This window comes from Micromonospora sp. NPDC005087 (assembly GCF_042872965.1).
In the GTDB taxonomy this organism is placed as follows: Bacteria; Actinomycetota; Actinomycetes; order Mycobacteriales; family Micromonosporaceae; genus Micromonospora.
In genome coordinates, this window is sequence record NZ_JBIALB010000015.1 from 123532 (window position 1) to 144490 (window position 20959).

Below are 20959 nucleotides of genomic sequence, written 5' to 3' on the forward strand. Positions count from 1 at the left end.
GTCATGATTTCGGTCGACGTCCGCGACCAGCGGCCGGCGGCTTCCAAGCACCAAGCTGCGCGACCGTCATGCCCACCTGGTGAGCGCGACCGCGCAGCTGCTCTTCCAGGTAGTCCGCCAGATTGAGCTGGTAGGTGGGGTCGGTCTCGTCGTGCCACTGCCGCACCCAGGGCTGGAGTTCCGCGAGCCCGGCGACTAGGGGAACAAGACGATAGTCGGCCCAACCTTCGGCCTCACGCTCGGCGATGACTGTGTTCAGCGCCAAGGCCTGCTGAGCGTGATCCCAACCGGCCCATCCGAGCAACTGAGTCGGGTCAGTCTCGCGGCCAGCGTCCGGGTAGAGAACGAACCGCTCCTTGGGTACATCGAGCTTGCCCCGATGCTGCCACCACGACTGCTTCCGGAAGTCTGTGGTCGAATACTTCGGCGGCACCGGAATAGTCTCAAATTTCTCACCTCCGTCCTCGCGGCGCTGCAGTTGCCAGGTGTGCTCCCATGCTTCACGCTTGCGTAACCCAGAGTCTTTAAGTCGGTACGCGGCCAGGAACGGCACGCTCTCGCTCTCCAGCAATGTGGCGAGCTGCTGCGTGACCGACCGGTCCTTGCGACCATCCCACAACTGCAGGACTGAGACGAGGTCGAAGTCTCGACTGACAACGTCGGCGAGCTGAGCGACCGACCGCGCAACGGGCCTACCCTGCGCATCGAACCAGTACGACCTCGCCTCCAGACGGTGGAGTAGCCACGCCCGCAGTGCCCTATCAAGCCGCTTCTTCCATGGCTCGATGGACCAACGCCGCTTGAATTCCGGACGCTCGAGAAAATTAATTGACTTATGCGATTCGATTAAGTCGAGTCGACGCTGCACGAGGTCGCGGTACGCTTGCGGCCATTCCGCAGGCATTTCAGTGATCGCCATCGAACCGTGTCGAGTAAACCAAGCCGTCGAATCTTCGCCCGCCAGAACCTTGCGAGCGAGTGCAATTTCAAAAGCACGTTCCCCTAGTTGCAGGGCCGGCAACTCATCGACCTCGTACGTGAGATCCTCATCGATCAGCCCGAATGACCTATACACAAACCAGTCGAGCTCCTCCTGCTCTGCGATCATTCGGGCGCGGATCTTGTCTAGATTCTCGTGAACCGAGTTCACGACTTCGGCCGAGGGAACAGAGTGGCTGGAATTCGTCAATGACGCGAATAAGTTCGCAGCATCGTGGGCGGCCTTGTCGAGAGAACTCGCTAGTTGCGTGGGCAAAACCGAAGGCAGGGGGAAGTTCTGTATTCCAGTCGGGGTGAAATCGTAGAACCGTTCCCAAGTCTCGGCGAACCATCGATTGCCACCTCCACTGTTGTTGTCCGCGCCTCCCTTGCCTTGACTGATCTGCTTCATCCAGAAGCAGGCAGTAGAGGAATTCAACACGCCGACCAATGCGAGATGATCGTCTAACGTCGCTCCATCCGGCAACTTGATTACCGGCGCCGACTGCTTGAAGATTTTTCCGCCACGGTCTAGCACGAAGTGAGTGTGCGTCGCGACCGAAGCCATAGCAATTCCGAGCGGAATCTCGAAGCGTTCCGGATGCCAGCGGCTGAATTCATACCATGTTAAGCCAATTTCCGCATGCGTCCCGCCTGGCTCGCGACGTTCCGAGAGTCTACTACGGTGATTCCAGAGAAGCTTGAGAAGGGCCCTGTCCGAGAGATTAGCCTTAAGGTCTTCGTCGTAGGGAAATAATGTCTCGGTCTGCTGAAGTAGTGACCAATCTCTTACTACGTCACCTGTCTCCAGAGGCTTTATATGGCTTTTGGAAACGGAATGCCTGGACCAGGTGCCAACGGGAGCGAAGTATGCATCATCCGATCCTGTATGGCACGTTCGGCCGATGAGCCGCACCCTATCCCCGACCTTTACTGGGGGCTTGTTAACCGCAGTCAAGATTGCCGTGGCGCCGCCGCCGCCGAGGCTCCATGGGTGAGTGGAAAGGGTCTTCCGTGGAAGTCTAGTGACGGTGACATAGAGACTGTCATGGAATTCTGACTTATGTATGTTATTTAGGATCGCAGTCCAGACCATCCCTTTGGAGGGATTAGCCGGCTGGCCGGGCTCTCCACGAATTCCTAGAACCGCTTTCACCGAGTCACCGACGGCCGACTGGTGTCGCCCGACTAGAACGACCGTAGGGGTGCCATGTCCTGGAATGTAGGCGCCGGATAAGTCGACAACGAGGCGCAAATCTTGTTTGGTCAAAAATTGCTCAATAAGTCGGGATCCGAATTCGCGTTTCATGAAGGAGTTCGATGTTATCTGACCGACCCAGCCCGCAGGGCGATCGCCTACGGAAGTCTTTGCCAGCTGGAAGAAGCGCTCCATGAACGGGACTGTGAGCGCGTACGTTCCCTTGCATGTCGGGTACCGGTCGCGATACGCCGCGCTTAGCCTTTTGTCCTTGACGGTAATGTACGGTGGATTCCCGACTACGACGTCGTATGTGCCCGGTTCGAGAATCGAGCGCAGGATCGTAAGGTCTTCCGTGGCATAGGCAAACCCGCTGAGCCCGGAGTCGTAGTCACCCATGCCGGGCAAGTCCAGCGTGAGTTCTGACCGCCCATGCAGCAGAGAGTCGCCGGACGCTACCTGGAATTTGAACGCCGGAGCGTTTTCCAAGGATGAAAGATTGGCCGCTTGGAGTGCTGCGACCATAAGCCGAAACCGCGCGATGGCGACGGCGAAGGGGTTGAGGTCCACGCCATGAATGGCGTCGAGCGCCTTTTGCACGCGCGCCTGAGCCTCCAAGCCTGGTGCGTGCGCCGCCCAGCGATCGTTGAGCCGCGCAAAGGCGCCGAGAAGGAAGTGCCCCGATCCGCAAGTTGGATCGAGAAATTTAAACCCTTCGAGTGGCCGTTCGGCAAGCGAAGGCTCCATCGTCTGATCGAGAAGAAACTCCTCGACGAAGTCGGGTGTCTGAAGCAGGGCGTAGGCGCTCTTTGCGTAGTCAGAGAGATCTTGGTAAAGGTCGCCGAGGAATCGTGTCGACAACTCGCCATCAGTCAGGTCCCAGATGAGGTCTCCATCAGCCGTGCGTTCGCGCCAGAAAGCGAGAAGGCGCTTAGCTGCCTGACCCGATGGAAGGACTGTCCACAGCGGTGAATGTGACTCAACTAGATCCTGGGTCGCCTTCGTACTACGCAGGTATTCGACCGCCTGGAGTACCCACTCCCGGTCGGTGTCTTCAGGGTGGGCGCGGAAGTAGGCGAGTTCCGCGTCCAGCGCCTCCTGCCTGCGGTCGGCGGGACCGGCGATCCAGACCGGCTTGAGCAGACGGTTGTCTTCGCAGAACCGCACAAAGACCGTGGTCAGCACCCAGGCGACCGCTGCCTGTGTCACTCGGTCATCGCGCCACTCCGGCCACGACATGGCGGTTCGCTCGCGATCTTCCGCACCCTGATGTTCCTGCTTCCACCTCGCCAATACTTCCGGCTGCGAGGCGACGCGGTCGCGGAGGTCGTCCTCCAGATCGAGGACTACCTTCTTGAGCGCTGCCGTCAACCCCGTTGAGACCGCCATTGCTACTGCTCCTTCTGGGTGGCTGCGCTCAGGGCAGCCGTGCTGTCGATCCACTCGTTGTCGAGGTTGACGAACTGGTTGGGTGCGGCGAGCGGGACCGGCCGGCCGTCAATCACAGGGCCGTGGTTGCCGTTCAGTTGCGGCACGAGCAGCCAGACTGCACGGCGGCGCGGGGCGGCCAGGTCGGTCCAGCGGGTGAGCAGCGCCATGTTGTCGTAGCGGGCGAGCGGCGAGGCATCCGTGAGCAGCACGGGCGAGTCCTCACGTCCCGCGGTGAGCGCCCGCTCGACGGCGGCCTCGACGTCGGGCCAGGATCTGCGAACCAGCTCTTCCAAACCGCGGCGGGGACGACTCGACTCCCGTTCGGCGTCGGCGGCACGCACCAGATCCCAAGGCATGTTGGCGGCCGCGGACACCGAGCGCAGCGCGTCCAGCAATACGCCGGTCAGGTCGACCGTCGTCGCCCCGTACCGGGTCTGGGCAGCATCGATCAGTCGACCAAGACGATCGGCGCGGGCGCCGAGCGTGAGGAACGATCGGCTGCCGATCGAGGTTTCCAGCCTGACACCCAGCGCGCCCGTGGTGCCTACCGGGGATGTGGTCGTCGCGAGACTGGTCGCCGACCGAGAATCCAGCCCGGTTGTCGCGGCGCCGGTGTGAAGGGCCCGGTAGACCCGGAGCCGATCGTCGAACGTCAAGCCGAGCCCGGCGTCTGCGATCAGGCCGTCGAGCGCTGGCCTTCGCGGCAGTTCCGGCGCTGCGGGGAACCGGACCCGTACTCGTTCGCGGATCTCGTCCGGGGAGAGCTGCTGTCCGCCGAAGTCCGCAAATGTCTGGGCCAGGGCCGCGACGGCGGTAAAGTCGCGGTGGTGCAGGTCCCCAGCGCCTGAGGCAGCCGCGTGGGTCGATGCGGCCGCGGCCAGAGTCACTCGACGTAACGGGTCGGCGAGGGCCGTCGGCCATCCACTTTCGGTCGGGACAGCCGCTTCAAGGCGGGCTTGAGCGCGCTGGGCCGGAATGACCGCGTTAGCGGCATCGCCGGTTCCGTTGACCAGGCGATCCGCTTCCGTCGCGAGTGACTCGGCGACATCGCACAGCGCCTGATCCTCGGCCAGCAGCGTGACCACTCCCCCGCGCCGACGTACCCAGATGGGCGGCTGCGAGCCGTCGGCCTTGTTCATCGCCTTACGACGTTCCAACGCGAAGCGGAGCAGGCCACGAGCCAGCCGCTCGTCCGGATGCGCTCCGGGCCTGAGCTTTTCGACCACCGTACGAGTCAGCTCGGCGACCGTTGCGACCGAGCCGAGTTCGGTGAGGCGGACCGAGACGGCCTCAGCCAAGCGGTCGAGGAGCGCCCGCGCATCACGGTCCCCGGCCCACCGCTCTTGCAGGGTTCCGAGCAGCGTCGTGATGCGCGACTGTTGCACCGGCTCGTCGAGGTTCGCTCCGAGCTGAGCATGCGTCGCAAAGGCATCGAGTGCCGTGTCGAATCCCAAAATCAGGCGGACGACTCCGCCGCGTGACGGTGAGCGAGGTGTGGCGACAACGCCGAGCAAGAGATCTGCGGCGTCGGTGGGCGTCAGCTCCGGACCGCTACGTTCGGTCGTGCGGATCTCAGCCCCGAGCCGGGCGCGCCACTCCTTGATACGCGAGGTGATCTGCAAACGAGTTGCGTTCGCGACGCCCTGTAGGCGAGACAGCTGCACCGGGTCGACGGTCAGCAACTCGCCGACCGTCTGAACGGCATAGGGTTCCAGCGCCGACAAGGCGCGAGCAGTCAGCCCGGAATCACGCAGCGGCGTGGTCAGTGTCGCTTGAGCTGCCAGCTCGTCGTAGGACTCGTCCGGCTCGGTCGTGGCGTCCTGCGCAAAGATCGTCAGCCATGCGGCCCGCATTCCTTCCGCGGTGTGGTGCCGGGCGCTGGCATCGCTGGCCAGCGCCTTGCGGAAGAAGTCGACCAGGTCGCCAGCCAGCGTGGTGTCGAACATCTCCGGCCGGATGGTCGCCTCGTCCTGGATGCTCCCCGGGTCGCCCTCACCGTCCCCGTACACGGGCGTGCTGCCGGTCGCCATCTCGAAGAGAACCACGGCCGCGGCATATCGTTCCGCGGCCGAGTCGTACCGGTCCCGTGTGCCGGTGAGGAACGGGTCGAGGTACGGCGGGGTGCCGGCCTGGAGAGCGGAGGCCGCGGCCCGGGTCAGCGAGAAGTCGAAGAGGATCAGGTGCTTGGTGCGGTCGCTGCGGCTTTCCCGTACACCCAGGTTGGAAGGTTTGATATCTCGGTGGTCGATCCCGGCCTTGTCCAGCGTGACGAGGCTGTCGAGCAGGTCCGTTCCGTACCGTTCAAGCAGGTCGATTGACAGGCGGGTACGCGCCCGCAGAGCGGTCGTGAGAGTCTCCGGACCGGCACTTTCGAGTAGAAGGGCACGCCGGCCGCCGACGACGATCGGTCCTTCGAGGACTTTCACAATGCGGGGGGCGTCGAGGCGACGCAGCACCTCCGCCTCATCGTCGAGCCGGGTCGCGGCGGTGTCGTCGAGTGCCACTTTCAGGACACACTCGCCGTTTCCGTCGAAGTGCAGATCCTGCACGAGCAGACCCACAGCAGTCGAGCCCTGCCCGAGGCGCCGGATCAGCCGGAACCGTCCATCGAGGACCGTACCGGGCGTCGCCTCGAGCGGATCGGTCTCCTCACTTGAGGTCGCGGAGTCGCGCTCGGCCGCAGCGAGCTGCGACAGGAAAGTCGCGACGTCGGCCGTCCGCCGGCTGGGCGCCGGATCAGTTGCTTTGAGGACGAGCGATCGCAACGTCGACGGGACCTGAGGCAGCTCGATCGCCAGGTCCAGACCGTGCTGGTCACGCAGTCGTTGCTTGAGAGCGCTCCGGCTGGGTGCCGGTGCTCTCCCGGTGATCAGGTAGAAGGCGAGTGTGCCCAGGCCGAAAACATCGAGCCGGATACGGTCGGCGTCCGCGCTCCACGCCCCTTCAGGGGCGCTGAACACCTCGGCCGCTCCCGGTCCGTGATTCGCGAGGGCGGCATCGACCAGCGAGGTCACCCCGTGGAGCGAAGAATTGCCGGCCGAGGCGCTCTGGACGCTGCCGGCGCCCTGCCAGTCACCGACCCGCACCTTGACGTCGCTCTGGGTGCCGGGAACCGGACGCACCCAGACCGCGGGCGGAATCAGCCCGCGGTGTACGACCCGGTTGTTGTGGGCGTACTGCAGCGCCTCGCCGATCTGGCGAATCATCGACAGCTGCGTTGCCAGCGGCACACCCTGATCCTGGCCGGCCAGCCATAGGTCGAGGCGCTGCCACTGCTGGTCATAGGGGTATACAAGCCCGATGCCGAGTTCGGATTCGACCAAGTCACGCGGGCGCAGCAGCCCGTCGTGCTGCAACCTCGACATGATGCGGAATTCATGCTCCGCGATCTGCCGGGCCGACGCCCGCTCCTGCTGGCCGGCGGCTGGTGGTAAGACTCGGAACCGGATCCGGGCACGGTCCTGCTGGACCACCCGGTGGTAGGCGAGCCAGTCCTGCCAGCCCTCGTCAGAGTCGATGGCCTGGTCCTCAATGACCCAGGACCCTGCCTCACGCTCCCTGCGTTGTACGAGCCCGATGCGTTCGAGCAGCTTAACCAGGATGTGTTCCTGGTTCGGGCCGATCGCCCGCCGCCCCGCGGGTTCGAGCACCAGTTCAGAGATGCCGGTCAGGTTGCTTTGGGAGCTTTGGTCATCCAGGCCGTAGAGGTTGATCGCGCTGGACTCGCTGAGGACGCAGCGCAAGCCGGGATGGTGCAGGAACACCGCCTCCTGCACGAACGGGATGACGTCTCGCTCGTCGGAAATCTGAACGTTCTGCTCCTGCGCCCACAGACGCAGCTCGTCCTTCAGCTTGCTCGCGAAAAACTGCGCTTTGCGCCGGGCCAGCTTGAGCGGAGAGTCTTCGGGGCGCCGACCGTCGCGGGCCCAACGCTGATCATCGCCGCGGAGGGTGCCGGAGTAGTACTTGAGCTCGATGAGGTGGAGCTGTTTGCGACCGAGCAAAAGTAGGTCTACCTCGTGCCATCGCCCCCGCGAATCGCGGAACTCGAAGTTCGACCAAGCGCGGAACGGCGTCTCGCTGGGCATCATCGCGCGGACCAGGGCCAGCCCCTCGGCTTCATGCGGAAACTGCGAGGGCGAGACCTCGATCCACCGGTCCTGCCCAGCCTCTGCCACCGTTCACCCTCCGCACCGCGCCTGGTTGGTCCCTGAACCTACCGCCCCGGGCCGCAGGAGCATATCGGGTCAGTAGCGGATGACCATCGTCTCCGCTCAACAAGTTGCCGCGCTACGAGGGAGATGTACATCCGCGCGAATCGTGTTAGCTGATTGGTCAGAGGGGTTCAAACGGATGGCTGAGCAACGGTGTTGACGCCCGTGCTGGCCGGCTCAAGCCGCTCTCTCGAAAAGGTAAGAGCCTGTTCCGGCAGCGGAGCTGGGTGCTCGAATTCGAGTGGTGTTTGTGCGTATGGGCGATTTGAGGCCATCGGTTGCAGAGCGGGCGAGTCTGATTCCAGTGCCGGGCGTCTCACCGGCAGCCCTGGCGAGGTAAGACATTCGATTACAAAGCGTGTGAAGTCGGGCTGCGTCGGGCTATGTGTGCGGTGCTGGCGACTGCTAGTCACCGGCGTCGCCCTCCCCTGCGTCACAGGAGGCGTAAGAGCGCGGTTAAATGCTCCGGTCGGCGCACGCCGACACGGCCGGCGAGACGGCATAGCGCTGTTGGGGTTGGTGTCGGCGAGTACAGCAGGGTGACCAGGTCACCGACGCCGGCCCGGTCGACTTCTTCGGGCGCGTGTTTGCGGGCGGCGAGGACGGCGTGGGCCGCTTCGTCCACGCGGCCGTGGCGGGCCTGGGCTCGGGCCGTGTCAATGAGGCGCCGGCCGGGGCGTCTCGGGGTGGGCGGCAGGGCCGTGTTCACGCTCACGGCGTGCTGTAAGGCGGTGCCGGTGTCGCCGAGGAAAGTGTGGATACCGATGCGGTAGATCCCGACGGTGGTGGGGTTGAACGGGACGACGCCCGTCGGAGTCTGGTCGCCAGCGAGCCGGGCCGCAGCCGCAGCGGCTTCGCGGACCGCACGTTTCTGCGCTCCCGGGTCTTCGGCCTGAGCGCTGGTGTAGGCGGCGGTGCACAGCATGTTCCCGTTAGTAGCGCGAGGGTGTTGGTCACGCCGAGGTAGGCCAGGCGGAACGGCACAACTGGTCATCCTCGCCCAGCGCTCGATGAAGATCGCCATCGCGGCCGGCCGAGTGGGTCCGAGGCACCGTCGTACTCATCACGGTGATCAAGAAGGGGATGAGCAGGACGGACGAGGATTTCGGCACCCGCATGGGGCCCACCGCGCGAGCGCCGCTGGGCCGGCCCGGTCCAGCGGCGCTCGCGTGCGGCTCATCGGCTGCGCATCCGAAGTCTCAGGGCCGGCCGGGCGAAGGGGTGAGGAACGCTGCTATCGCCAGCAGGAGGAGCACGGTGCCGGTGAAGCCGGCGGCCCCGGTGAAGATCCCGGCGACCGGATCTCGCGAGCTCATCCCTGTCAGCAGTCGAACGCGCTCTTCGACCTGCCGGTCTCGGAACAGATGGCCGGCCACCTGGTCGCCTTCTGGAACCGCCCCGACGCGGACGGAAGAAAGGCGCACGACCTCGCCGCCGCGGACCTGAACACCGGCTTCCTAGGCGACCTCTACCAGGTCATCGATGAGAGCGCCAGCAAGCAGTACGCCCTACTGCAGACACCTGCCTTCATCACCGAGTTCATCTTGGATCTCACGCTTGAACCTGCCATCCAGGAGCGTGGGCATGAGGCCCTCCGCCTGATGGACCCGGTCTGCGGGTCGGGGCATTTTGTCCTGGAGGCATTCACGCGGCTGTTTTCCGTCTGGCAGCGGGCCGCTCCCACGGTTGCTGTCGAGGATCTGGTCGGTCGTGCGCTCCGCTCCGTGCACGGGGTGGATCTCAACCCTTTCGCCGTGGCTATCACCCGGTTCCGCCTACTCATGGCTGCGGTGCGCGCGTGTGGCGCCACGAGTCTCAGCGAGGTTGCCGGGTTCGACTGGCGGTTCTCGGTAGCCGTCGCCGATTCGCTGGTCGAGGACGCCTTCGGCGGCGACTACGACGTGGTGGTGGGCAATCCGCCCTACACCACCGTGCGGGACAAGATCCTCGACGAGGTCTACCGCGCCCGGTACGACGCCTGCGTCGGCAGGTACGCCCTCACGATCCCCTTCTCGCAGAGGCTTTTCCAGTTGGCGCGGCCCGGTGGCCATGTCGGTCAGCTGACGTCCAACTCGTTCATGAAGCGCGAGTTCGGTCGAAGGCTCATCGAGGAGTTCTTCGGGCACCGGGTCGCGCTCACGCACATCATCGACACTTCGGGCGCGTTCATTCCAGGCCACGGCACGCCCACCGTGATATTGATCGGCCGCAATGAGCCGCCTCGTGACGCGGCGCCGGTGCTCACCGTGGCCGGTCTGCGTGGCGAACCGGCCGTCCCGTCCGATCCCGCTCGGGCGCCGGTCTGGCGATCGTTGCTGCGACAGACGGCGCATCCTGGTCGCTCCGACACGTGGTCGGCGTCTCGCTACGTCAGCCGAGAACAACTCCGCTCGTTTCCGCTGAGGATTGCGACAAGCGAGGCGGACGAGGTCCTTGCGGAGATCGCCGGTGCGCCACGTCGGCTGAACGACTATGTGGTGCGAATTGGATACTTCGCCAACACGGGATCGGATGACATTTTCACCGCGCCACGTCACACCTTCGCGACGCTGGGCGTTCCTGCTGACGACGCCCTCGTGGGCGTGATCTCCGGCTCCGAGGTCCGGGACTGGAACGCCCGGGCCGAGCGCTACGCTTTCTGCCCGTACGATTCATCGGGCGACATCGTCTCGATCGAGCAGCATCCCGCGCATCTACGACGGCTGTGGCCGTACAGTCTGGTGCTGCAGAACCGCCCATCCGGTTTCGAGGGATCTCCCGACAAGAGCGGAAGACCTTGGTACGACTGGCATCAGTTCGTCGGTCGGAGGAGCACCCACGACCGGCTGATCACGTACTCCTGGATTGCCACCCACAATCACTTTGCCGCCCTGCACAGGGATGAGGTGCCACTGCAATCCGCGCCGATCATCGAGCTACCCCCCGACGCGCCGGAACAGCGCCGCACCGACCTGACCGCATGGCTCAACAGTTCTTCGGTCTGCTTTTGGCTAAAGCAGGGCAGCAATAGCAAGGGCAAGCCGGGCCTCGACCAGACCGGCACCGGCGAACACTGGGACGCCTTCTACGAGATCGCCGCCACCCGGCTGCGTGAGCTCCCATTGCCCGAGAAGCTGCACACCACGTACGCCGATGAGTTGGACCGGCTCGCCCGGGAGCTGTCTGAGGCCGCTCCCGCGGCGGTCCTCAGCCGCCAGTCCCCGAGCCGCGAAGGCTTCTCCACGGCTCGCTCCCGTTGGGAAGCTATCCGCGTCCGCATGGTGGCACTGCAGGAGGAGCTGGACTGGGAGGTCTATCTCCGGTATGGCGTAACCGAGGACGAGGGCCTGCTGGCCGCTGCCTCCGCCGTTCCGCCACTGAGCTTCGGCGAGCGAGCCTTCGAGATCGCCATGGCCCGACAGTTGGTCGTCGGCGAGCTGGACACTGCTTGGTTTGTGCGGCACGGCGGCCTTCCGACCACCGATCTGCCCGCGCACTGGCTGGCGTCCTACCGTGAGGTGGTCAAGCGGCGCATCGACGCGATACAGCGGGACAGTCGGTTGCAGACTCTGGAACGGCCGGAGTTCAAACGACGATGGGCCTCCCCGGGCTGGGACGTCATGGCGGCCGGTGCGCTGCGGACCTGGTTGCTCGACAGGTGCGAGACGGCCGAGCTCTGGTACGACGACGCAGACGGCGCAAGGCGTGCACGACCGCAAACGATCATGAAGCTCGCCGAGCTGCTGGGCGAGGACCTGGCGATCATCCAGGCCGCTGAGCTGTACGCACCAGGCCAACCGCTGGTCGACGTCGTGAGGGGCCTGTTCGCAGACGAGGTCGTCCCCTACCTCGCCGCCCTACGTTATCGAGATTCGGGCATCGCGAAGCGCGCTGAGTGGGAGGAGACGTGGCGGCTGCAACGGGAACAGGACCTGGGTCTTACCGTGCCGGTCCCGCTACCACCGAAATACAGCAGCGCCGACTTCCTAAAGGTGAGCTACTGGCGACACCGTGGCAAGTACGACGTGCCTGGCGAAAGGTTCGTGTCCTATGCGCGCTCGGGAGGCGCCATCAGGGACGCCATGGTGGGGTGGGCCGGCTGGCCCGTCGAGGACCGGGCAATGGTGTTGTCCGACCTCGCGTCAGCCGCGCCGACTCGCGATGACGCCGTTCCGCTGCTCGCCGGAATGCTCGAGTTGCTGCCGTGGGTGAAGCAATGGTGTAGCAACCAGCAGTACGAGAGCCACCGCACGCTGCTGGACGACTTGATGGTCCGGTGGGTTGTCACCGAGGAGGATCTACGCGGTTGGCGTCCCCTGAAATCGAAGCGCGGGCGTCCCCGCAAGCACAGCTGAGGTCGGGTCGCACCGCCCGTCTGTCACAGGTGGCAAACAAGTTCCCGTATGACAAGCGAGCAGCCCACGAGCATCCCCGATTGATAGTGGATTGAGGGTGCGGTATTCCCGCAGGTCACTACATGATTGTCTCAGTGCTGGCAGACGTTGCTGTGGATTAAAATCGTTAAGCCGGAGTGCAAGGTCGGGGAGCCGAAGGAATCAGGTGCTCCGCCACGAGCGGGTCTGGAACCCGACGGCGGGACCGCGATGAGGTGTTGCTGGCGGACGCGTTGCCGACCCGATGGCAGAAGGCGGCTTGCTGCGAGAGTGACTACCCCTTCGACCAACCGCTGCGGGCGCGGTCGCAGCGCGGCCGTCGAGGCCGAACCTGGCGAGGCGGTCAGCGACGCACCGGACCTAGGCTAGCTGTATGGCCTTGTTCGGACGGGAGTACAACTTCCTCACATACATGATTCTTGGACCCGCCGGCTCTGACCACAACAGTCCTCCGAACTGGTCTTCACGCTCCAAGAGCCACGATTACGCAACGTAATTATTCCTCGGATGCTCACACGTTAACCGGTAGGCCATCCGAGATCCTCGATCTATCCTGGTCCGATGGGGTTTGAGGCGTTGCGCGGAGACATCAAGACCGACCTGGCCGACCTGGCCGAGCGCGGCCGAGTCCGTCGAGCGGACCAACTCTCCGCCGCCACCGGGCAGCCGTTTCACGCTACCGCTGTACCGCACTACTTCACCGGCGACCTAGGCGCCCGCCTGCTGCTGGTCCACCTCAACCCGAAACAGGATCCCGCACACGTTGTGCCCGCCGCCTACGTCGGGCCAGTACCCTGCACCGAGGACTACCTGGACCAGTGCATTCACTTTGGCCGCGACAAGTACGGACCCGACTCGGGTCGCACCCACAGGTCGCCCTTCGACCATCGGCAAATCCGGTTCCTGCGTCCATTCAATGTGATCGACTTCGTCGGCGACGACGTCTCCGATGCGAGATGGGTCAACCTGGAACGGGCGGTCGACCAGAAGTTGCAGCTTGAGCTGATCCCGTACCAATCCGTCCATTTCAGTACCCGCGGCATGACGCCGGCCGTCCTCAGCGAGCATTTCGATCGACTGCTGGACACCATCACCGCTGTTCCGCGCGACTACGTCATCTTCTGCGGAAGCGTGTTCAACGGCGTGCTGCAGCCCGACTGGGTCCGGCGTGAGCATCGCTTCCACCTAGTCAAGAACGATGGCAGGCCAACGGCAACGATGTATCGGTTCGCGAATCTCGTCATCACTCATGGCGGTCAAGAAGTCATCGCGGGCTGGGCAGCCTCGTACCCCCAACAAGGCATTCCCATGGACGCCTACGGCAGCGAATGCGCGGCCCGATACCACAACCCTTGATCAGAGCGCCCGCCGTCGTTCCGCTCACCGCCGCCCGTGTCATGCGACCCCCAAAATCACCGGCGATGCGGATCGGAACACCGCAGCCTGTGTGCGTCGACTTGGTCCACGGCAGGCGCCCCGGCTCACAAGAGCTGCACGCCACCGGCCCGGTCCATATCGGCCGATGGCCTGCTCATTACGAGTCTGTCGCCGAGTCCTCGACCGCTAGGTGAAAGCCCCGTCCCAGCCAGCGATCGTTCGCCCTTGCTTGCCGGCTTGCCTGCTCAGATGGCTGCTTGCGCTGCTGGCCACACCCTAGGCCTCGTGGATGGAGACATGCACAATCAACACCGTGGCCTTTGACTGCATCTTCCCCTCCGCTCTTCCCGACCTCGTCGCCCGCTTCGAGGGACGACGCCAAGGGCCCGTCGGGTACATCACGTCATCTTGGGAAGACGCGTTAGCCGACTGGCCTGAGGAACGTTCAGTATTGGTCGATGACCGATGGAGCGAGCCGAGCGAGCGCCTTGGCCGGCGCCGCGTAACGCGGGACCACTTGGCAAGCCTGCTGACCAGCACAAACCCAGACGAGCCGCTTCAGCTCCGGCAAGCGTTCGTAATGGTAATGGTGTGGGGTTCCGGAACCTCTAACACGCGGAGCTTACGCAATACGCCGGCGGCGCTCGCAGCCGTCCGCTGCGCCGATCAACTGCGACAAGCAGCCGAGCTCTGCCGCAGTAGCGATCTTGTTCGTGCATACACCCGGTTCGCGCTGCCTGGAGTCCGCCGCTCGTTCTTTACCAAGTGGTTTGCCTTCGCTGGCGTTGAACCAGGAAGAAGCTGGCAACCCCTGATCCTTGATGATCGAGTTCTCGCAACGCTCAACCACACTTTCGGAGTAACCCTGAAGGACGTCGCTGGAGAGCGTAGGTGGTCCCACCGATACGCCGCCTATGTCCACTGCATGCACAATTGGAGCGCAGAGCTGCAGGTCAGGGGTGTTAGCTGCACCGCTGAGCGGCTAGAGTGGATCATGTTTCGCCACGGGGGCGGACCGCTGTAACGGTCCGTCCTCAGCAGCAACGAACGGCCGCTCCTTCGAGGACGAGGGTGCCTGCAGCAATTACATGCTCTCGAGGTCTGCGATCCAGTATCCAGCTACAACCGGCTAGATAGAGGAGCACCGCCGCACACCTGCTCTGGCCCCCGGACGGACGGTCTTGCGCCCAGCTGAACGAGACCACAAACGAGACCGTCCAGCACACCTCACGTTCGACCCGGCATCTCTTGCGCCGAAGCTGGCGCCCGTTGACCTTCAAACTGCCTATCGATCGATGACGTCGGCGTTCACTCTGCCGGAGGGCCTGCCGATGTCATCCGTCCGGCCACCACCGCTGTTAACGTCCGCTCTGCCGCAGCCGTGCGGACCAGGTCGGTGCAGAGCACGGCCGAGGCTGTCACCCCTGCCGTCCACCCCAGGCCATTTGGCGAGACAGATTGGTTGCAGATGGTCGGTCTCAACGGGAAGGTCGCCGGCCTGCAGTCGGATCCGATCAGATTCAGGACGTGGGTACGACGGGGTCAAAGCTCTCCTGCTTGCCCTCTTCTATCGGGGTACGCCCCTGCCCGTCGCGACGAATCTCGGCGTAGGCGATGATCTGCATCGCAAGCAGGGCTACCGCCAAGGCCTCCGCGCTCGAGACCACCACCAAGATCGTCTCGTGTTGGCCGTCGATCAAGAACACCACGACCGCGACCAGTGGCGCGAGACAGAAGGTCGCGAGGTCGATCGCAAGCTGCAAGGCTTTGCGGATCCTTCGACGCGGGTCGGTCCGATGAGCTACCTCCCACCCGAAGACGACCCCTTCACCTGCAGTTAGCGCCGCGAGCCGCGGTGTGATCTCTTCACGTATGTAACGCCCGATGGCCGATACCTTCTCGTCGTTCACCAAGTACGTCCAGCCCAACAGGACGGACACCGGAGGCAACAGCAGCAGGAGCCCGTGGTTCTTAGGAGCCTGCAAAGTGGCAGCGACGACGGCCGTCATGGCGCCGAGGGTCGCATAGAGGAGGTTGTCCCGGAACCCGATGCGGCCCTTCTGCTCGTCCTTCAGGCGCTCGTACTCGACAAGAAGCAGCTTCCCGGTCGTAACCTCGGCGTCCAAAGTGTCCGGATCCTCCACTCGCCGTTGCCGGATCGACGACCACAGACATGGCCGATCGTCTCTGTCTAACCCAAGAGTCCACTGTTAGGTTAGCTCCGAACGGACCCTTGGTCGCGCCGGAGGACTGCATGCAGCAAGATCTCAGAGCAGCAGGGCTGGTCCAGCTCTCGACTTGGACCATGGCGGTGGCCCAGCCATGACGCGACCCAATCGAGCGACGGCACACTACGATGCGTCCTGGTCCGAGTCCATAGCGCTACAGCTCGCAAAGATTAGAGCGGAGATGGTGGAAAGTCGTCTGAGCCGCCTGCTGTCGCGTTTACTAGATCGCGAGATGAAAGCTCATGCAAGCGCATACGACAACGGCTTGGTCATTCCAATCTCCGGCGACGCCAGAACAGCCCACCTACAGGGAGTCTGGAGGGCGATTAGCAAAGAGTGGACGCGTGAGCAGAATTGCATCTTGGACCTGTCCGATTGCTCTTTTTATGATGTAGCCGGAATGACTTACATCGTCTCAAGGATGGTAGAACGCCGGCGGTACGGCCTCCACACCACTATTCGCCTGCCCGAGCACCCCGAGATGATCAATTTCCTCCGTGAGTTCGCGTTTCCTGAGGCTTTGGCCACAGCCCTTGACACTCCGCTGTCGGAGCTCGTTACGACAGACAGCCTGCTGCGCCTAGCCCTACCCGACGCCCGGCCGACCGCCAAAGTCGTGCTGAACAGCCGGCCGACCCTCCCCTTCAATTATTTTCCACTTGAGGTTGTGCCTCTTGGCAGGAGTACGAGGCATGGACCAGCTGTCCAATACGCAGCCACCTGGCTGTCGAGGCACGTCCTGTCTGCCTTAGATCGCGACTTAGGCGGCCAAGGCAGCGACGTTGCACAGCGTGTCGTCCTAGAGACTCTGATGGCTGCGTCAGTTGGCCGCGAAGAGCGGGTGGGCATCGTCGCCGCGCACTACGGGCTTCAAGGAAAGACCGGACCCTGCCTGGAAATTGCCTTTTGGTGGGATGACGGGGCAGCCATGCCGCACGATCCACAGTCGGACGAGGCGAAAAGGGCAATAAACGCCGCCAACACGAGTGGACGCAAGGCCATGGAATCCGACGCCGCAGAGGTCCTAAACCTTGCCGCGGAATCGCCGAACGCTGCGCTGGCGACTCTGCAGGCGACCGACGTAAAGAGGGCGTCCCATCTACCCCTAGATGGCGGACTGACGGTTCTCGGTAGCGCTGTGACCGATATTTTTCACGGACGCTTAGACGTCTATAAAAAATCGATTCATTTCGTATTGGACGCCAGGCGACAAATTGACGGAGGTCCAGCCAATCCCGTTCCCGAGGTCACTTTCAATCAGTCAGAGGGAGCGGAATTCTTCGGGAATCTTATCGTGGTGACTCTTCCATTCGCGGGCTGAGTTCCCGCCCTCCCCGGACTGGAGGACACCCGAGATGCCCCACAATTCCTTTGATCTCGTCCGCTTCGGACTAGGATCCGGTGAGGAGCCGGACGAGAAGCAGTTCGCCTTCTATAAGGAAGTTGCCAGACTCGTTAGTGGTAGGACGTTGTCCTACGAGGCATCCGCCCTGCCTTTCCACACGGTGGAAACAGCGCGGGTCTTGGGCGAGGAATGGTCCATATACCAGCCGCTGTATGAGGCATTGGAGGCTATCCCGGAACGGGTTGGCCTCGGCATACTGGACCTCTCGGTCAGTACCCGTATGGTCAACACGGAGCTATTCCTCCGACCAAAGGCCATAACTCACATCGCATCGGCAATCACGGCCAGCTTCGCTAGCGGCAAATGGAACAACCGGGTGCTTGTCGTCCTACTGCCGGGCACGCAGGCAGGAACCGATGGACTCCGGCACCCGCTGTCCGCACATCTGGCGTCCGAGCAAATAATCATCTTAGGCGACGACGGCAGCTCATCCGCGCCGCAGGTCAACAAAGACGACTACGGTGCTGCCTTGGCACGGGTTCGTAATGCACCTATCGACTTACTACGTCGTAAGCTGATTATCCGGCTCGGCTGGTTCCATCCGCATGGCTCGCACAGCGGTAGACAGGTTCTCCGCCACTACTTCGATGCCCAGCGTGCACAAAATGAGCTTGGACAACTGCTGGATGAGGCCATCGGCGTCGATGATCGGGCACGGCGACCGGATCTCGTCGTCTACCACGAATCGGTGGCGAACTGGCTAGCCAACCCTCTTAGGGGTTCTTGTATCAGGGCAGACTCTCTGCCGGTGCATTCTTATGCGGAGGTCACGGATCCCCTCGCCACGGTAGATCACTATCAAGGCCAGTCCGTCCTCTTGGTGGTTCCCGTAGTCCACACCGGAACGTCGCTACTCGAAAAGGTCTCAGCGCTAGAAGCGAGGCTGAACCCTCGGCCGCTCCGTATCTTGTCCGTCCTCTGCGCCGACGGCGAACAGGAGCGGTTCGGCCGTCGCAGGATCGAGGATGGTTACGGGCAGGAACGTGACATCGATTACTTCCTATCGGTGAGCCAGCTTACGGAACCTGCGAAGGACTGCCGCCTAGCAATCTTCGGAGAGACGAAGCGGCATGAGGAGCTAAGTAGCTTTCTCACCACCGGGGAGTTCTGGGAGCTGGTCCGACTCTGCGGGACGAAGGAGGAGGAGGCTGTCCCCGCACACCGAGCTGGCTATCGCGCTGTGCCTGACATCCCGCAGATGCTAGAGCAGTACGGGAGCTGGCTCGCAGACAAGCTCTGGATGTCGGTGCGAGCACGGACAAAGACAGTCGGCCAAGACATTCTCTTGGTTTCTCCAGACGGTGAGGTCGGCTCGAGCAAGCTGTCGCATTACGTTTCATTGCTCTCAGGTGCCAGGGTCGTGCGAATTCCTCGGCCGGCGATAAAAAAGGTGATCAACGGGACTCGGCCTGACGAGTTGTTCGACGAAAGCGCGCCCTGGTCCCAAGAGCTGGATTCGGTTGCCCTTAAAGAGGTCGTACTGATTGACGAGTTCATCGGCGATGGTAAGACAATGTGGGCGCTAGAACGAATCGCTAGGGCGAAGAACCTCTCTGTACTGGCTGTATGCGCCCTGCTAGATCTCTCTCCCAGCACTTCGGGAGACCGACATTCCCTGTACGCCTGGCAGCCGCAAATTACGGCACGGGTGCCCATGCAAAGGATTGAAGAAGAAGATTTCGCATCGGCAGGTTTGGCATGAGTCGAAAGCCAACAGAGGGGGATGTCCTCGCTCTGCTTGCTCTCCTACGCGAGGAGCAAGTTGATGATGTTGCCTCAATCATGTTTGATGATCTGGTGTGGTCCGCACGGCAGCTCGATCCGGGGTTTCGCTCAAAGGTTCTTGTACACGCTGCAGCTATCTTTGGTTCACGAGGATTGCGTGACGAGGTTGCCGGCGAAATATTGAAGCAGCTCGAAGATTGGCCTGTGCTTCGCGGGAGTGTGGACTTCATCGTAGTAACGGTCAAGGAGCCAGAGTTCGACGGGGCGAAAGTCGCCTTCGACGTTGACCCAAGGCGCGACCCGGACTATTCATGGCGAGGGGCATACTTCTACGACGTCGAGTTGGCTCGGCCGCCAGGACAGCGTGCACTAAAAGGTGTTATCACAAAATCCGGGACCGACGGCAACAGCAGCATGTCTTCGTTCCTCCACACGGTGCTTTCTACCTACACCGCTCGTCTATGTTGCCTGGTGGGTATGGCCGCTGGCCATAGTAAACAGGTGACCCTGGGGGATGTTGTATTTGCCGAGAAGGTGGTCGACTACGGTCGCCGCATCGTGACCGAGTCGGGGGAGCAGCAGGACGGTGATACCTTTACGTCCGACATCAGGATTGCCCGCGAAATTACCTCCTTCCGCCCTAGCCGACGAGGCTGGCATGAAATCATTGCGAAGCGCATTGGTGCGGCGACCTCAGACCTCGATGATTTGTCGGTTCCCGACTCGCTTGATCTATCGACATATCGACCCGACTTCAAGCTAAAGAATATTTTGGCGGCAGACGAGCTCATTGAAGATGGAAGCATCGCGGAGCGGGTGGGGCGGGTCGGTCCATCGAGGCGGGCCGGGGCGGCGGAGATGGAAGGAGCTGGGTTCGCCGTAGCGTGTCGGGACGTTGAGATCCCGTGGCTGGTTATGCGCGGGATTGCTGACTTCGGGGAGCCGGATCGCGTGAAGGATTGGCAGTTCGTCGCTACCGTTGCTGCTGCTTCCGCAGTACGGCTATGGCTTGAATCCTGCAAGTTTCTCGACGACAAGCGTTAGCCTCGCGCCTTCATGAAGGCTCGTTGTGGTGGCGGGTCGAGAACGTGAAAGTGCCCTCTGGGCTGGAAGGATGGGACTTGCTGAGGGTCTCAACCAATTCGCCACGGAGGGCACTTTCTAAGGGACGTCTCGTAACTGGGTGAAAGCGTTGCCCGGCACCAGGCCGGTGGTCAGCTGGCGAGGATGATGTTGTGGAGGTTGGCGATGCCGGAAGCGGCGTCGGCCAATGTGTGGGCGGCGCGGCGGTAGTCGCGCAGGATCTTGAAGCACTTCATCCTGGCCAGGGCGTGTTCGACCCCTGCGCGGACGGTGCGGTGCTCAACGTTGAGGGCTTCCTTCCAGTCCGGCAGCGAGGTGCCGTCGGCGGGCTTGCGGTACGGCATGATCACCTCTGGGTTGCCGCGGTAGCCGCCGTCGGCCATCACCGGCCGCCCGTCCAGCTTCTCCTGGATGCCGGAGGTGCGGTAGACGATGGTGTCGTTGCGATTGCCGGGCTGTGGGTCACCGACGGCGATGACCAGGCGGGTGGAGGCGTCGATGGCGACCTGCAGGTTCGTCGAGTACCGGTAGTTCTTGCTCCGGGCCGCCAGCCGATGATCGCGGGTCGGGACCAGGGTGCCGTCGACGATCGCGATCTGCACGACCGGCCGTTTGCGCACCGGCGCCAGGGCCAGCAGCGGCGCGAGGGTGTCGATGACCCGGTGTGCCGCGGAGTGCGACACCCCGAACAGTGGGCCGATCTGCCGCATGGTCAGGTTCGTCCGCCAGTACGCGGCCACCAGCAGCACCCGGTCGGCGAGGTTGAGGGCCCACTGCCGTCCCGGCCGGCCATCGGCGATGCCGTCACCGCCACGCTCGGCGACCAGCCGGACCAGTGTGCGGAACTGGGCGGGCTGCAGCCCGGTGAACGGGAAGATCCACTCCGGCTGCCTCGCGGTGATCACCTGCACCCCGGCATCCTGCCTGATCATCCTTACCAGACAGAC

The 20959-nt window shown here is 63.2% G+C and carries 11 protein-coding genes; 6 read left to right on the forward strand and 5 right to left on the reverse strand.

Annotated elements, in window-relative coordinates; all coding sequences use genetic code 11:
* Position 1: 1 nt before the first annotated feature.
* From pglX (ACFYPS_RS28380) to ACFYPS_RS28390, 3 genes are all read right to left on the reverse strand, one after another.
* Positions 2-3565, reverse strand: coding sequence for a BREX-2 system adenine-specific DNA-methyltransferase PglX (gene pglX, locus ACFYPS_RS28380; RefSeq protein ID WP_387328332.1), 3564 nt, complete (start codon positions 3563-3565; stop codon positions 2-4).
* A 2-nt stretch (positions 3566-3567) separates the two neighbouring features.
* Entirely contained in the window at positions 3568-7785 is a 4218-nt protein-coding gene (gene pglW / locus ACFYPS_RS28385) for a BREX system serine/threonine kinase PglW (RefSeq protein WP_387328335.1), read from the reverse strand.
* Between the two features lie 469 nt (positions 7786-8254).
* On the reverse strand, positions 8255-8746 hold the full coding sequence (locus ACFYPS_RS28390; RefSeq protein ID WP_387328337.1) for a hypothetical protein: 492 nt from the start codon (positions 8744-8746) through the stop codon (positions 8255-8257).
* Positions 8747-8990: 244 nt separating this feature from the next.
* Between ACFYPS_RS28390 and pglX (ACFYPS_RS28395) the strand changes: the two genes are divergently transcribed.
* The 3 genes from pglX (ACFYPS_RS28395) (at position 8991) to ACFYPS_RS28405 (ending at position 14595) form a co-directional block, all read left to right on the forward strand.
* The gene (gene pglX / locus ACFYPS_RS28395; protein WP_387328340.1) at positions 8991-12155 is read left to right on the forward strand and encodes a BREX-2 system adenine-specific DNA-methyltransferase PglX; all 3165 of its coding nucleotides are present in this window, start codon (positions 8991-8993) and stop codon (positions 12153-12155) included.
* Positions 12156-12755: 600 nt separating this feature from the next.
* Positions 12756-13550, forward strand: coding sequence for a hypothetical protein (locus ACFYPS_RS28400; protein WP_387328343.1), 795 nt, complete (start codon positions 12756-12758; stop codon positions 13548-13550).
* A 310-nt stretch (positions 13551-13860) separates the two neighbouring features.
* A complete protein-coding gene (locus tag ACFYPS_RS28405) occupies positions 13861-14595 on the forward strand; it encodes a hypothetical protein (protein ID WP_387328346.1) in 735 nt (244 codons plus the stop codon).
* A 496-nt stretch (positions 14596-15091) separates the two neighbouring features.
* Here ACFYPS_RS28405 and ACFYPS_RS28410 read toward each other — a convergent pair whose 3' ends face one another.
* Positions 15092-15715 (reverse strand): hypothetical protein, encoded by a 624-nt coding sequence (locus ACFYPS_RS28410; RefSeq protein WP_387328349.1) that lies wholly within the window; start codon positions 15713-15715, stop codon positions 15092-15094.
* A gap of 484 nt (positions 15716-16199) precedes the next feature.
* Here ACFYPS_RS28410 and ACFYPS_RS28415 point away from each other — a divergent pair, with 484 nt between their 5' ends.
* From ACFYPS_RS28415 to ACFYPS_RS28425, 3 genes are read left to right on the forward strand one after another with little or no spacing between them, the layout of a single operon-like run.
* Entirely contained in the window at positions 16200-17120 is a 921-nt protein-coding gene (locus tag ACFYPS_RS28415) for a hypothetical protein (RefSeq protein WP_387328352.1), read from the forward strand.
* Positions 17121-17154: 34 nt separating this feature from the next.
* Complete coding sequence (locus tag ACFYPS_RS28420; RefSeq protein ID WP_387328354.1) at positions 17155-18906, forward strand: hypothetical protein; 1752 nt, start codon at positions 17155-17157, stop codon at positions 18904-18906.
* Positions 18903-19973 carry a hypothetical protein gene (locus ACFYPS_RS28425; RefSeq protein WP_387328357.1) on the forward strand — a complete coding sequence of 357 codons (1071 nt, stop codon included), beginning with the start codon at positions 18903-18905 and terminating at the stop codon, positions 19971-19973. The genes ACFYPS_RS28420 and ACFYPS_RS28425 overlap by 4 nt, the downstream gene beginning before the upstream one ends.
* 170 nt (positions 19974-20143) lie before the next feature.
* Here ACFYPS_RS28425 and ACFYPS_RS28430 read toward each other — a convergent pair whose 3' ends face one another.
* Positions 20144-20923: a transposase family protein gene (locus tag ACFYPS_RS28430; RefSeq protein ID WP_387328413.1), complete on the reverse strand. Its 780-nt coding sequence runs from the start codon at positions 20921-20923 to the stop codon at positions 20144-20146.
* Between the last annotated feature and the right edge of the window lie 36 nt (positions 20924-20959).

What these genes read in the sequence shown, in the direction of transcription:
- pglX (WP_387328332.1), bottom strand. Translation starts at nt 3,565, where the DNA reads ATGGCGGTCTCAACGGGGTTGACGGCAGCGCTCAAGAAGGTAGTCCTC.
- ACFYPS_RS28390 (WP_387328337.1), bottom strand. Translation starts at nt 8,746, where the DNA reads ATGCTGTGCACCGCCGCCTACACCAGCGCTCAGGCCGAAGACCCGGGA.
- ACFYPS_RS28400 (WP_387328343.1), top strand. Translation starts at nt 12,756, where the DNA reads ATGGGGTTTGAGGCGTTGCGCGGAGACATCAAGACCGACCTGGCCGAC.
- ACFYPS_RS28405 (WP_387328346.1), top strand. Translation starts at nt 13,861, where the DNA reads ATGGAGACATGCACAATCAACACCGTGGCCTTTGACTGCATCTTCCCC.
- ACFYPS_RS28415 (WP_387328352.1), top strand. Translation starts at nt 16,200, where the DNA reads ATGACTTACATCGTCTCAAGGATGGTAGAACGCCGGCGGTACGGCCTC.
- ACFYPS_RS28420 (WP_387328354.1), top strand. Translation starts at nt 17,155, where the DNA reads ATGCCCCACAATTCCTTTGATCTCGTCCGCTTCGGACTAGGATCCGGT.
- ACFYPS_RS28425 (WP_387328357.1), top strand. Translation starts at nt 18,903, where the DNA reads ATGAGTCGAAAGCCAACAGAGGGGGATGTCCTCGCTCTGCTTGCTCTC.